11 protein-coding genes are annotated in these 13,636 nt (G+C 68.9%); 10 read left to right on the plus strand and 1 reads right to left on the minus strand.

Translation table 11 applies throughout. The annotated features are described in order from the left end of the window. Positions 1 to 5: 5 nt before the first annotated feature. Positions 6 to 920 (minus strand): PaaX family transcriptional regulator, encoded by a 915-nt coding sequence (locus IEX71_RS06540; RefSeq protein WP_188836175.1) that lies wholly within the window; start codon positions 918 to 920, stop codon positions 6 to 8. A gap of 204 nt (positions 921 to 1,124) precedes the next feature. Between IEX71_RS06540 and IEX71_RS06545 the strand changes: the two genes are divergently transcribed. Genes IEX71_RS06545 through IEX71_RS06590 form a run of 10 tightly spaced genes read left to right on the plus strand, consistent with a single transcriptional unit; the run spans position 1,125 to position 13,632 of the window. Then, positions 1,125 to 2,714: an ABC transporter substrate-binding protein gene (locus IEX71_RS06545; RefSeq protein ID WP_188836176.1), complete on the plus strand. Its 1,590-nt coding sequence runs from the start codon at positions 1,125 to 1,127 to the stop codon at positions 2,712 to 2,714. 37 nt (positions 2,715 to 2,751) lie between these two features. After that, entirely contained in the window at positions 2,752 to 3,693 is a 942-nt protein-coding gene (locus tag IEX71_RS06550) for an ABC transporter permease (RefSeq protein WP_188836177.1), read from the plus strand. Beyond that, complete coding sequence (locus IEX71_RS06555) at positions 3,690 to 5,624, plus strand: dipeptide/oligopeptide/nickel ABC transporter permease/ATP-binding protein (RefSeq protein WP_188836178.1); 1,935 nt, start codon at positions 3,690 to 3,692, stop codon at positions 5,622 to 5,624. Before IEX71_RS06550 ends, IEX71_RS06555 begins: the two co-directional genes overlap by 4 nt. Beyond that, a complete protein-coding gene (locus IEX71_RS06560) occupies positions 5,621 to 6,655 on the plus strand; it encodes an oligopeptide/dipeptide ABC transporter ATP-binding protein (protein ID WP_188836179.1) in 1,035 nt (344 codons plus the stop codon). The genes IEX71_RS06555 and IEX71_RS06560 overlap by 4 nt, the downstream gene beginning before the upstream one ends. Further along, positions 6,652 to 8,106, plus strand: coding sequence for an alpha/beta hydrolase domain-containing protein (locus tag IEX71_RS06565; RefSeq protein WP_188836180.1), 1,455 nt, complete (start codon positions 6,652 to 6,654; stop codon positions 8,104 to 8,106). The genes IEX71_RS06560 and IEX71_RS06565 overlap by 4 nt, the downstream gene beginning before the upstream one ends. Position 8,107: 1 nt before the next feature. Continuing rightward, on the plus strand, positions 8,108 to 8,950 hold the full coding sequence (locus IEX71_RS06570; protein ID WP_229749591.1) for an alpha/beta fold hydrolase: 843 nt from the start codon (positions 8,108 to 8,110) through the stop codon (positions 8,948 to 8,950). After that, a complete protein-coding gene (locus tag IEX71_RS06575; protein WP_229749592.1) occupies positions 8,950 to 10,080 on the plus strand; it encodes a CapA family protein in 1,131 nt (376 codons plus the stop codon). The genes IEX71_RS06570 and IEX71_RS06575 overlap by 1 nt, the downstream gene beginning before the upstream one ends. Beyond that, entirely contained in the window at positions 10,077 to 11,318 is a 1,242-nt protein-coding gene (locus IEX71_RS06580; RefSeq protein ID WP_188836183.1) for a CaiB/BaiF CoA transferase family protein, read from the plus strand. The genes IEX71_RS06575 and IEX71_RS06580 overlap by 4 nt, the downstream gene beginning before the upstream one ends. Continuing rightward, a complete protein-coding gene (locus IEX71_RS06585) occupies positions 11,315 to 12,400 on the plus strand; it encodes a 2-hydroxyacyl-CoA dehydratase family protein (protein ID WP_188836184.1) in 1,086 nt (361 codons plus the stop codon). The genes IEX71_RS06580 and IEX71_RS06585 overlap by 4 nt, the downstream gene beginning before the upstream one ends. Further along, positions 12,397 to 13,632 (plus strand): 2-hydroxyacyl-CoA dehydratase family protein, encoded by a 1,236-nt coding sequence (locus tag IEX71_RS06590; protein WP_188836185.1) that lies wholly within the window; start codon positions 12,397 to 12,399, stop codon positions 13,630 to 13,632. Before IEX71_RS06585 ends, IEX71_RS06590 begins: the two co-directional genes overlap by 4 nt. Positions 13,633 to 13,636 lie beyond the last annotated feature (4 nt).

The following is a 13,636-nucleotide window of genomic DNA, read 5'->3' on the forward strand; positions in this document are numbered from 1 at the left end:
CGCGGTCAGGCCATCGTGTTTGCGTCGAGGTAGCGGGCTCGATCCGCGGCTTCAGCGTCGAACAGGCTGACGATCTGCCGCACGCGCACCTCGGCCAACGGGCCGAGAGCGTCGTATGCCGCGATGAACGCCGCGCGGGCACGTGCGCGCGGCCATCCGTCCGGCATCTCGTCATCCGGTAGACCGGGGTCGTCGGCCGGGAAGCGGCGGTAGTCGTCCATCAGTCGGGTGCGGATGACCAACGCCTCCGCCGGGTGAACACGTCCGTCACGCAAGCGGTGGCAGATCTGCTCGGCGCGATCAGTGAACTCGTCGTAGGTGCGCCGAAGGTCGAGGAGATCCCACGCGGCGAGTGGATGACGGCTGTCAGCGCCGCCCACCGTCGTCGCGGTGAACACGGTGGCAGAGGTCACTGCGAGATCGGCCAGCACCTGGTTCGCCGTGTCGGCATCAGCACTCGGTGACACCCATACCGCGTCGTACAGCGGGGCGAAGCCGAACCATCGCAGCCGAGAGCGCAGTAGGTGCCGGCTGTCGCGCTTGTCCTCCGGGACCGAGAACACCACGACGCACCAGCGACGGTCCCACTCGGAGTGCTGTCCGAACCGGATGATGCGTCGCCCGCCTTCGCGGATCCGGGTCGCTGAGTCGTCGGAGAGCCGGTAGTACGTCTTACGGCCGGTCTTGCGCACGTCGACCTGACCGCGTCGCAGCAGACGATTCAGTGCTGCTCGCGCGCTGGCCGAACTCACCCCGAACTCCCCGAGGAGCGCGACCAGCGCGGCCGACGGAAGATCGCCCTCCTGGTCCATCCAGTAGTCGCCGAGCAAGGTGACCAGGACATGCTGCGGGGACGAGCGCTCGTGCACGGGTGCCATCTGATCGTCGAGCCACCGTGGTGTGGCCGGCGTTCCGGTCATGAGGTCCTCCTATGCATTCAAGGTACTGAATGGTAACGAACGGTACAAAAAGTGGTACCTGATTGGGCCACGAACCGGGCGTGGCACTGGATCAACTATTGCGGGGCAGTGCTGATTTCAGAGTATATGTAACTCAAACATTGACGGACGACATACATATGGCTACATTTCTCGACGAGTGAGGCTCGTCACAGAGGAGAAACCATGGGCTCGACAGCAACCCGTTCCGTCGTGCGTAGAACGACTGCAGTCCTCGCCGCGTCGGCCATCTCGGCCGTAGGTCTCGCGGCATGCACGAACGGCGGCGGCGCCGCCGGTGGTAGTGGCGGTGGTGGTGCGTCCGATTCGCTGACCATGCAGTTCGCGGGGCCGCCGGTGAGTATGGACCCGGCGAAGGCGGGCAACGGTGGCTCGGCGGCCTTCGTCTCGCTGGCCTACGATCCGCTGATCTATCAGACCGGCGAGGGCAAGTTGGTGCCGGACCTCGCGACGAAGTGGCAGTACGTCGGGACCGGCAACAAGGTCTTCGAGTTCGACCTGCGCCACGGGGTCACCTTCACCGACGGCGCGAAGCTGGACGCCGCCGCGGTCGTGGCCTCGATGCGGTACTTCCTCAAGGCAGGAGGTGGGCTGGTCGGCAACGTCGGGTCGATCGACGCCGTGACCGCCGTCGACGACGACACGGTCCGCATCACCTACAAGCAGCCGTACCCGATCGCTCCGGAGAGCCTGACCCAGTTCTTCGGGATCGGGAACATCATCGGCCCGAAGGGGCTGGCCGACCCCAAGTCGCTGCTGACCTCGAGCGACGGCACCGGACAGTACGTGTATGACGGTGCCAAGTCGGTCTCCGGCAACCGCTACGCGTACAAGCGCAACCCGAAGTACTTCGCACCGTCGGCGCAACATTTCAAGAACGTGTCGATCCGGATCATCGGTGACCCGAACGCAGTCCTCTCGGCGGCCCGGACCGGTCAGGTGCAGTTCGCCTCCGGTGACCCGCAGACCGCCGCCGCGGCCAAGAAGGCCGGCCTGACGGTCCAGACAGCGCCGTTCTTCAACTGGTCCCTGATGCTGGCCGATCGCAAGGGCACCGTGCTCAAACCGCTCGCCGACTCGCGGGTGCGGCAGGCGATCTCTCTCGCCTTCGACCGCAAGACCCTCGCCTCCGCGCTGGGTGGTCGATTCGCATCACCCAGCGGGCAGCTCGTCCTGCCCGGGATCCCCGGTTATGTCAAGGGCGGCGGCTACGACTACGACGTGGCCAAGGCGAAGAAGTTGCTCGCAGCAGCCGGCTACCCGCACGGCTTCAAGATGACGGTGCTGACCCAGTCGCTCATCGACCCGAATACGAAGTACTCCCAGGCATTCGCAAACGCCCTGAACGCGATCGGCATCGACGTGAAGCTCAAGGTCGAGTCGACCGGCATCGCTCAGTTCGCTGCGGACTCCCAGTCGAAGAAGTATCCGGCTGTCATCTTCCCCACGGCCGGGTCGACGCTCTATGCAACCTCCGCGCAGATTTCGTCTGGCCTCTTCAACCCGTTCAAGAGTGCGGACACGCAGGTGGACCACATCCTGGCGACGGCGAACGCCGCGACCGGCACCAAACAGGAGCAGCTCTACGAACAGGCGAATTCGCGCTACGCCGACCTCGCCTGGGTGGTCCCGATCATGTCAACGCTCAACATCCACTACCTCGCCTCGGACCTGAAGAACGTGACGTCCTCGACGATCAACCCCAACCCGATTCCGACGGGACCGACGTCGGAGCTGTCATGGGCTCGCAAGTGACCGCTGCCAGCCCCCGTCGCAGTGGAGAAGAGTCGCCGTGCTGCGAGTGATCGGTCACCGACTCCTCGTCTCGATCCCGCTGCTGTTCATCGTCACCTTCGCGGTGTTCGGACTCGAGTCGCTGATCCCCGGCAATGCCGCCCAGACGATTCTCGGTGAGAACGCCACACCCGCCGCGGTGGCCCAACTGAACACGCAGATGGGCCTCAACGACCCGTTCTTCGAGCGGTATGCCCACTGGGTCGGCCATGCCGTGACCGGCAACTTCGGGTCGTCGGTCATCAGCGGAGCGCCGGTGTGGACGAGCGTGGTCACTCGCCTCGGCGTCACCATGTCGCTGTTGATCCCGAGCCTGGTCCTGGCGGCCGTGGCAGGGGTTGTCCTCGGTATGGCGAGCGCCGTGCGGGGTGGCTGGTTGGCCCGGCTCATCGACGTCGTGTCGCTGCTCGGGTTCGCGCTGCCGAGCTTCTGGGTCGGCCTCATCCTGGTGTCGATCTTCGCCGTCAAGCTCGGTGTGCTCCCGGCGACCGGCTATACACCGCTGGGGACCTCCCCGTCGGAGTGGATCGCCTCGATCACGCTGCCCGTCGTCGCGTTGAGCCTCTACGGCATCACCGCGATCGCCAAGCAGACGCGTGACTCGGCATCCGAGGTGCTCGACAGCGACTACATCCGGTTCCTGCGGGCGAACGGCGTCCCGGAGCGCAGCGTCCTGCTCAAGCACGTGCTGCGCAACTCATCCATTCCGGTGGCGACCTCACTCGGCTTGATCTCGATCGGTGCCCTCGGCGGAACGGTGTTCATCGAGAACGTCTTCGTGCTGCCGGGGCTCGGTTCACTGGCGACCCAGGCGACCCTTGACCACGACATACCGGTGATCCTCGGTGTGGCGCTCTGCTTCACGCTCGCGGTCATCGCGATCAACCTCGTCATCGACCTGATCTACGGTCTGTTGAACCCGAAGGTGCGTGTCTCATGACTGCCGGCGTGGACACCACCCAGACGCACGACGGACCGGCCGCGCCGGCGGACCCGGCACGGCAGAGCATCGTCCGTTCGCTGCTGCGCACCCCGCGCGGCCTGCTCACCGTCGGCTTCCTGGTCGTGCTGTTCGTCGCCAGTCTGCTGGCGCCGGTCGTCGCACCGCACGACCCGCTCCACCAGGAGCTCAAGCACGCGCTGGAGGGGCCGAGCGGACAGTACTGGTTGGGGACCGACGGGCTCGGCCGCGATGTGCTGAGTCGCCTGTTGTACGGCGGCCGCTCCTCGCTCCTCGGGGTGCTCGAGGGCGTCGTCGCCCACGTGATCGTCGCGGTTCCGCTCGGCATCGCCGCCGGCTACCTCGGCGGGTGGACCGACCGGATCATCACCCGGGTCGTGGACATCGTCATGTCCGTGCCGACCATCGTGATCCTGCTGGCATTGTTGACGATGTTCGATCGGAACATCAGCGCCGCGATGATCACCCTCGGTGCGCTGAGCGCCGCCGGGACGACCCGCATGATCCGCGCGGCAGCCCTGTCGGTACGCGGCGAGCTGTTCGTTTCGGCAGCAGAACTGCTCGGCCTCTCGCGGCCACAGATCCTCTTCCGGCACATCCTGCCCCGGTGTCGCGGCGTGATCATCGTGCAGGTCTCCCTCTTCGCAGCCGTCGCCCTCGGCATACAGACCGGTTTGACCTACCTCTCGTTGGGCCCGCCGCCGCCGGCACCGACCTGGGGCGGCATGGTCGCCGACGCGGCATCATCGGTGAGCAACGATCCGTGGCTGCTCGTGCCCGCCGGTGGCCTGATCGGGATCACCGTCCTGTGTTTCGGCATCCTCGGCGACACGGTTCGCGACATCACCGCGCAGAGTTCGACGGCCTCGGCCGGCCTGCGCGCTCCGCGTCGTCGACCGGAGCCCGCCACTGGTGCGCCCGAAGAAGGAGCACTGTTGAGTGTGCGTGAGCTGTCGGTGACCTTCCGCACCCCTTCCGGGGACCGCGACGTGCTCACGAGTGTGAGCTTCGACGTGCAGCCCGGCGAGACCCTCGGACTGGTCGGCGAGTCCGGCAGCGGCAAGACGGTGACCGCGCGTGCTGTCCTCGGCCTGCTGGAGAACAACGGCGCCGTCGCTCACGGCAGCGCCCGCTTCGACGGCGTCGACTTGCTCGCCCTGCCGCGAAAACGGTGGGCAGCGTTGCGTGGCAAGCGGATCGCGCTGATCTCCCAGGAGCCGATGGTTGCGCTCGACCCGTCGTTCACGGTCGGGGCGCAGTTGCGCGAAGTGGTCCGCGCACATGACCACAGCGGTCGAGCGGAAGCACATGAGCGGGTGCTCGAGCTCCTCCGACTGGTGGAGTTGCCCGACCCGGAGGAGATCGTCAAGCAGTACCCGTTCCAGATCTCCGGCGGTATGGCGCAGCGCGTCGCGATCGCGCTGGCGCTCGCGGGCCGCCCGGACCTCCTGGTGGCGGACGAGCCGACGACCGCACTGGACGTGACGGTCCAGGCGGAGATCCTCGATCTGCTGCGCCGGCTGCAGCAGGAGACCGGCATGGCCATCGTCCTGGTGACGCACGACTGGGGCGTCGTCGCCGACAGCTGCAGTCGCGTCGCGGTCATGTACGCCGGCCAGGTCGTCGAACGGGCCGACGTCGAGGACGTGTTCCGTCACCCGTCACATCCGTACACCCGCGCACTCATGGCGACCAGTCCCGAGCACGCCGAACGCGGCCGGCCGATCGCGGCGATCGCCGGCCAGGTACCGGCGCCGGGCACCTGGCCCACCGGCTGCCGGTTCGCGGCGCGCTGCCCACTCATGACGGAGGCGTGTCGCCGCGAGCCCGTCGCGATGGTCGACCTGGGCGAGGGACGCGACAGCCGATGCCTGATGGCCACGAGCATTCTCGAAGGGACCAGCGCATGACTGCACAGCACGTGAAGGGACCCGGTGACGCCGCCGCGTTGCACGTCCAGGACCTGGTCGTCGACTACCCGCTCGGTCGCCGCCGCACGCGACGGGCTGTCGACGGGGTGTCCCTCACCGTCCCCGCGGGTTCGACGCTCGGCGTCGTCGGGGAGTCCGGTTCCGGCAAGTCGACGATCGCCAAGGCGGTCCTGGGCATGGCACCGGTGACTTCCGGATCGATCACGTATGGCGATCGAGGGCTCCTCGGGTTGCCGTCCGGCCGCCGGCCGCAGGAGATCCAGGTCGTGTTCCAGGACCCGTACAGCTCGCTGAACCCGACCAAGACCATCGGCTACACACTCGAAGAGCCGCTGCGTGCGCAGGAACATCGCACGGGCGTGGCGCTCGGGCGGGCCGGTAGGCAGGCCCGGGTGCACGAGATGCTGGAGCGGGTCGGCCTGCCGGCGAGCACCGCCGGGCGGTATCCGTCGCAGTTCTCCGGAGGACAGCGCCAGCGGATCTCCATCGCCCGAGCCCTGATGCTCGACCCGGAGCTGGTGATCTGCGACGAAGCAGTGAGCGCACTCGACCTCTCGATCCAGGCGCAGATCCTCAACCTCCTGCTGGAGTTGCAGCACGACCTCGGTGTCAGTCTGCTGTTCATCAGCCATGACCTCGGCGTCGTCGACCACATCGCCCAGCAGGTGTTGGTGCTCTATCGGGGCCGCGTGATGGAGACCGGTGATTCCGCGGCCATTCACGCTCGTCCGGCACATCCGTACACACGCGCGCTGGTGATGTCCGCGCCGGTCCAGGATCCCGGGCGGCAGCGGGAGCGTCGGGAGCGACGTCGCGCCGAGACACCGGTGGCAGGGATGCGTGCTCCGCTCGGCGACTCGTGCCCGTTCGCTCATCGCTGCGCCCTCGCCACCGAGCTGTGCTCGCGCGAACGCCCGCAGCTGCGGACCCTCGCGGACGGACGCGCGGTCGCGTGCCACCACGCCGAGCTCGAGCCCGCCGAGACCTTGCTGACCAAGGAGACCCGATGACGCTGACCGACCTGGAGCCGATCGACGGCCGCCCCGGAGTTCCGCTGGGCACGAGCTTCCTGCCGGAGGGGTCACGCGGAGTGAAGCTCGAGCCCGCCGGGTATGTCGAGCAGGAGTTCCTCGTCACCGGCGATGCCCGCGACTGGCAGGACGACGACGGAGCAGCCGTGCCGGCAGGGCAGGCGGGGCGGTTCGTGACGCGAGTCCTCGTGCGTCGCCCGGCGGATCCCGCTCGGTTCAACGGAACGGTCCACGTCGAACCGTTGCACCCCGACTACGACCAGGCACTCACCTGGCGGACGGTTCACCAGCACGTGCTGCGGACCGGCGCCGCCTGGGTCGGTGTCACCCAGGATCACCGGATGGTGCCTGTTCTCGCCGAGCACTTCGACCCGCTCCGCTACGCAGGCCTGCGCATCGACTCCTTCGGCCACCGGTTCGACATCGTCGGCTCCGTCGTCGCAGGACTGCGCGGCGAAGCGACCAGTGTGCTGACCGAGCTGGCTCCTGTGGTGCAGCGCGTTCTCCTGTCCGGCTGGTCCTACACCGGCAGCTTCTGCCGGGTCTTCCTGGCGGACGGGTTCCACGACCGGTGCCGGCTCCCCGGCGGCCGCCCCGCCGTCGACGGCTATCTGATCGGCATTTCCTCCGGCGCAGCCGGCGAGTCCGGTTACCCGCCCCTGACCGCTGACGCAGCACGGGTCGCGTCCGACGACCCGCGGCGCACCATCGGCGGGCACGACGTTCCGGTCATCGAGCTGCTCAGCGAGTTCGAGAGCGAGACGCACGCGTCGGCGGCGCGGGCCGACAGCGACGCCGCTGGTGATCGTTATCGGCTCTATCAGGTGGCCGGCACCTCGCACGACAGCCCCGCCTCATGGGGACTGCTCACCAACCACGAGCAGTGCCGCGCCCGGGGACTCGCCGTCCCGCGGTGCCGCATCGTGGAGCAGCCCAGCCGTGCCCGGATGGACGTCGTCGGGCGAGGCGCGTATGCCGCGCTCGAGCGCTGGGTCCGCGACGACGAACCGCCGCTGCGCGGTGGGCGTCTCGAATTCACCGGCCGTCCCGAGAACGAGCTGGCCCGGGATGCCGACGGGAATGTCCTCGGCGGCATTCGTCCGCCGTGGATCACGGCGCCCGCCGCGACCTATTCGCCGCACAGCACACCGGCCACGGGTTTCTGTGAGCCGTCGCCGTGGGCGCCGATGGGCACCCCCGAAATGGTCGCCGGACTGATCGCGAACCAACGTCCGTTCCGGCCGCACCGCCTCGCCGAGCTGTATGGCGACGCGGCGGGCTACCTCGCGGCATACGACCGAGAAGTGACGGCATTCGCCGACGACTGGCACCTCGCCGACGCCGACCGACAACTGCTCACCGACCTCGCCGAGCGCGAGGCCGCCACGTGGCGGACCACCGCCCACACCGAAAGGAACATCAGTGCCTGACATGCAGGTCGACAACGCACACGTCCGGGTCGAGGACCACGGTGCCGGCGACACGGTGGTCGTGTCGTCGGCGTCGGACTTCGGTGCCTATCCGGCAGTGCTCGCCGACGAGATCCCCGGGGTGCGGGTCGTGACGATCCAGGCACGCGGCTTCGGCAGATCGACGCATCTGGCCGAACCACCGGAGCAGGGTTGGCTGGACCAGTGGGGCGACGACGTGCTGTCCGTCGTGAGGCAGCTGGGCATCGAGTCCTTCATCTACACCGGCATCTCACACGGCGGCGGCATCGGCTGGCACCTGGCCCGGCGCCGGCCGGCTGGGCTGCGTGCCTTGGTGTCGGTCGTCGGCACGCCGCACGACCGCCGTGGTGACACGACGTCCTCGGAGGGGCGCCGGAAGATGGTCGCCGGGCGCAAGGACCCGAAGGTCGTCGAGGAGCAGTTCCGGCTGATCGGCGGGCGGACCGATGGCGCCATACGAAAAGCGTTGCGGGACAAGGTCATCGCGCAACTCGTGGATCGGACCCTCGCCTACTCCGACGAGGAGGGCCGGGTCAATCAGGGGATGCCGTTCCCCGAGGCCACCACCAACGACGAACTCGCCGCGATCCTGTCCACCATCGACCTGCCGGTCCTTGCGATCGGTGGCTCGAGGGACGGTGTGATCTCGGCCGAGTCCACCCTGCGGGTGGCACAGTGCGTGCGCCGCGCCAAAGTCGTGCTCTTCGAGGACGAAGGACACTTCGTCGCCGCGGAGCGACCCGAGCGGGTCGTGCGTGAGTTCCGGACCTTCCTGGCGGAGTTGCCCGAGCTCGAAGCGACCTGGGCGGAGGGCCGCCGGTGATGCGCGTGTATGCCGTCGGCGATCTCGTCCTCGACGAACCGCACCCGGACTCGTTCTTCGAGAAGTCCCGCTCCGTCCTGCACACCGGTGACGTCGTGGTGGGACATGTCGAGGTCCCGCACTCGACGACCACGACCCAGAGCAGCACCGACGTACCGGCTCCGCCCGCCGACCCGGACGCGCTCCAAGCGCTGGGTCGGGCCGGCTTCCACGTCGCGACGCTCGCCGGAAATCACGTCGCGGACGCCGGACCGGAGGGCGTGCTCGACACCGTGCGCCACGCCCGGGCCGCTGGACTTGCCACGGCCGGCTCCGGCGCGACCCTCGCCGAGGCGCGGACGCCGGCGGTCGTCGAGAGAGACGGTCGGACGGTCGCCGTCCTCAGTTACAACTGCGTGGGTCCGCGGGAGAGCTGGGCGACCTCGAAGAAGCCCGGCTGCGCCTACGTCCACGTGCTCACCCATTACGAGCTCGACCATGCCTCGCCGGGTGGCCCGCCGCGGATCTACACCTTCGCCGAACCCGACAGCCTCGCCGCGATGGCCGACGACGTGGCCGCAGCGCAGGCGTCATACGACCACGTGATCGTCGCGTTGCACAAAGGCATCGGCCACACCCCCGCGCAGCTGGCGATGTACGAGAGCCCGGTCGCGCGTGCCGCCATCGACGCGGGTGCGGACGCAGTGGTCGCGCACCACGCGCACATCACGCGCGGCGTCGAGATGCACCGTGGACGCCCGATCTTCCACGGCCTGGGCAACTTCGTGACCGTGACCCGCGCGCTGAGCCCGACAGGTGGTGACAGCGAGGAACGACGGGCATGGGCGCGGCGGCGCACCGAGCTCTACGGCTTCGCGCCTGATCCCGCGATGCCCACGTATCCCTTCCACCCGGAGAGTCGGAACACCATGATCGCCACCCTGCAACTCACCGACGGCGGAGTCGAGGCCGGACTGATCCCGTGCTGGATCGACGACGACGCGTCGCCGCGCCCGCTCACCCGCGACGCGGGCGGGGAGAAGGTTCTCGACTACGTGCGCGACATCACCGCGCGCGCCGGATTCAGCACCGGTTTCGAGTGGATCGACGAGCAGCACGTCGGCATCCGTCCGACGGGAGGTGCGCTGTGAAAGCCACGGAGAACACTCGCCCGCTGGAGGGGAAGGTCGTCCTGGACCTGACCACTGCCCTCGCCGGCCCCTACGCGACGCTGCTGCTCGCCGGACTCGGCGCGACGGTGATCAAGGTCGAGAACCCGGCGGTCGGCGGTGACAGCTCCCGCAACAACGCACCGTATGTCGGCGCCGACGGGCCACAGCTGACTCGATCGGACGAGGACGACATGTCGATCTCGTTCCTGGGACGTGCCCGCAACAAGCAGAGCATCACCCTCAATCTCAAGGACCCGCGTGGCCGGGCACTCTTCCTGGAGCTCGCGCGCGACGCCGACGTCGTGGTGGAGAACTACGCGGCCGGGACCGCCGACCGGCTCGGCATCGGGTATGACGACGTCCGAGCAGTCAATGCAGACGTCATCTACACCTCGATCAGCGGTTTCGGCGCACAAGGTGGGACGGCGAAGGCGATGGACTCCATCGTGCAGGCGCTCAGCGGAGTCATGTTCACCGCCGGTGAGCCGGACAGTGCACCGGTCAGGTTCGGGTTGCCGGTCGGCGACCTGCTGGCACCGCTGTTCGCGGTGATCGGCACGCTCGCCGCAGTGCTCGAGGTCGAGCGCGGTGGCCCGGGACAGCAGGTCGACGTCTCGATGCTCGGTGCCCTCACGTCCTTGCTGTCGATCGAACCGTTCGACGCCTACGAGCAGGTCGGTATGGCGACCCGCACCGGGAACGAGGTGCCGCGTCTGGCGCCCTTCGGGATCTTTCGCGCCCGCGACGGCTGGGTCTCGGTCAGTGCACCGACCGACCGGTTCACGGCCGGCGTCTTCGCCGCGATCGGGCGCCCCGAGTTGGGGGAGGACCCGCGCTTCGCGGACCGCGACGGACGCGTGCGCAATGCCGACCAGCTGCACCGGATCCTCGAGGAGTGGACCTGTGCGCGCTCCCGGCGGGAGGCCGTCGACGTGCTTACGTCCTGCGGTGCGCCCGCCGCCGAGGTCCGCGAGCCCGCCGACGCCATACGGGATCCCGGGGTCCGTGGACGCGGGGAGGTCGTCGAGCTGATGCACCCCTCGCTCGGCCCGACCGGCGTGGCCGGTCCGGGCGTCCCGATCAGCTTCTCTGCGATGGACGCATCCCTGGACCGTCCGGCGCCCCGGCTCGGCGAGCACACTGAGCAGATCCTGCTCGAGCGCACGGGTCTCACGACCGAGGACATCGAGAAGCTGCGCGCGGACGGTGTCGTGTGAGCAGCCCCGCGGACGCGCACCGCACGCTGTGTGAAGCCGTCGACGACCCCTACCGATTCGCGCGGCGCTGGCAGGACGACGGTGGGGTGTTGGTCGGCTACGTCGGCGACGACCTGCCGCTGGAGCTGGTCGACGCGGTCGGCGCCCTGCCGGTACGGCTGGTGGCCCGGCCCGAGACGAACCGGCGTGAAGCGGGCGAGCTGCTCTCCGGGGCGGTGGACCCGGCGGCGGTCGCAGTCCTCGGCGATCTCCTGGATGGCGTGATCGCTCCGGACCTGGTGCTGATCAGCCACGAGTCGGACGCGTCCCTCCAGCTGTTTTACACGCTGCGCGAGCTGGGCCGCATCGGGCGGAAACCGGCCGGCGTCGAGATCGCGCTCGTCGATGTGCTGCACGCACGGCGACGCACCACCACGGCATACGTGACCGAGCAGGTGCGGATGCTGACCGGTCGGCTCGAGGTGCTGGCCTCGACCACTGTCACGCCTGAGCGGCTGGCAGTGACGATCGCGGATCGACACCGACTACGCGACGAACTCGCGCTGGTCGCCGACCGGCAGCGAGCCGGGCGGCTCGCCGGGGTGACGGCGCTGCGCTATCGCCTCGCAGCGGCCGCGCTACCGGCGGCGACAGCCGTCGAACTCCTCCGGGATGCACGCGCGGCCGCTCCGTACGAACCGTCGGGAGCGCCATTGCTGCTGACCGGGAGCGGCCACGACACGCCGCACCTGTATGACGAGCTGGCCGACCGCGGTTGGAACGTGACCGTCGACGAGGCATCCTCCGCGGCCGGTGCACCGGCAGCGAGCGTCGCGGCGCTCGCGCTGCACTGCCAGGTCGAACGCGGCGGCCCGAACGCCGCCCCGGTCGACGAGCGGGTCCAACGCCTGGCCGCCGGCGCATCGGGTGCGGGCGTCGCTGCCCACCTGGCCTACGTGCGTCGCGGTGACGACGGCCTGCGCTGGGACGTACCCGTGTTGGCATCCACCCTGTCCGTTCCGACCGCGCTCGTCCACGGTCAGGACCTCGGTGGACTCCGCCTGGACGACCGGGCCCGAGACCTGCTGGAGATGCACGTATGACTGACCGACTGGAATCCGCACGAGTGGCGCTGGACCACCAGAAGGAATGGTTCGCCGGGCTGCGTGACCAGGTCGCCGGTGGCGCCCCGCTGGCGCTGGTGAACGCCGATGCCCCCCAGGAACTCTTCCGGGCCGCCGAGGTGCCGTATGTCGTGAACCAGTGGTGGGCCTCGATCATCTCGGCGAAGCGGTTGTCCGGCCGCTACCTCGGTGCGCTGCGCGACCGCGGGCTCCCGGACGACGACCAGCAGTACAACGCGCTTCCCCTGGCAGAGGCGCTGACCGGTGGTGACGACCGCCCGTGGGGCGGTCTGCCGCAGCCGTCACTCGTGCTCGTCGAACGCACCGGCGACAGCCTGCACCGGATGTTCCAGCTGTGGCAGTCCGAGCTCGGGGTGCCGGTGCACGTCCTGGAGAGTGCCGCTGCCGAACAGGTCCCGATCAACTGGTGGGATCTGATGTCGTGGCAGTGGGAACAAGCTGTCGGCGCCGACCGGCTCGACCTGTTGGAGCGCGAACTGGGGATGGTGGCCGACCTGATCGAGACCGTCACCGGCCGGCCGGTGTCCCTCGAGGCGCTCGCGACCGTGATGCGGTTGTCCAACGAGCAGGCTGAGTGGAACCGGCGGACCCGGAACCTCATCGCGACGGCACCGCGCTGCCCCGTGCGTGTCAGCGACACGATCCCCGCGGTGATGATCCCGCAGTGGCACCGCGGCACCCAATGGGCGGTCGACGCCGCGCACCGTCTGCACGACGAGGTGCGGGACCTGGTCGAGACGGGCACTGCGGTCGTCCCGGACGAGCGACGGCGGTTGATGTGGATCGGGCGCGGACTGTGGTTCGACATGGACTTCTACCGGCGATTCGAGGAGAGCCACGGCGCGGTCTTCGTCTGGTCCATGTATCTGGCGCTGGCGGCTGATGCCTACGCCCGGTACGGCGGTCGGCCGATGCGGGCGCTCGCCGCGCGCTTCGCTGCGTTCCGGGACCAGATGTACACACCGCCGTGGTCGGTCGAGTGGTATGTCGACCAAGCCCGCCGCCATCGTGTGGACGGAGTCGTGCACCTGGTGAGCGCCGACAGTCGGTCGTCCTGGTTCACCACGCACGCCCTGCGTCGAGCCGGCGTGCCGGTGTTCGAGATCCATGCGGACAACGCCGACAGCAGGTCACTCGACGCCGAGGAGTTACGCCGCCGGATCGGCACCTGGATCGACGACGATCTCTGATGCC

The organism is Flexivirga endophytica (assembly GCF_014640635.1).
GTDB classification, from domain to species: domain Bacteria; phylum Actinomycetota; class Actinomycetes; order Actinomycetales; family Dermatophilaceae; genus Flexivirga; species Flexivirga endophytica.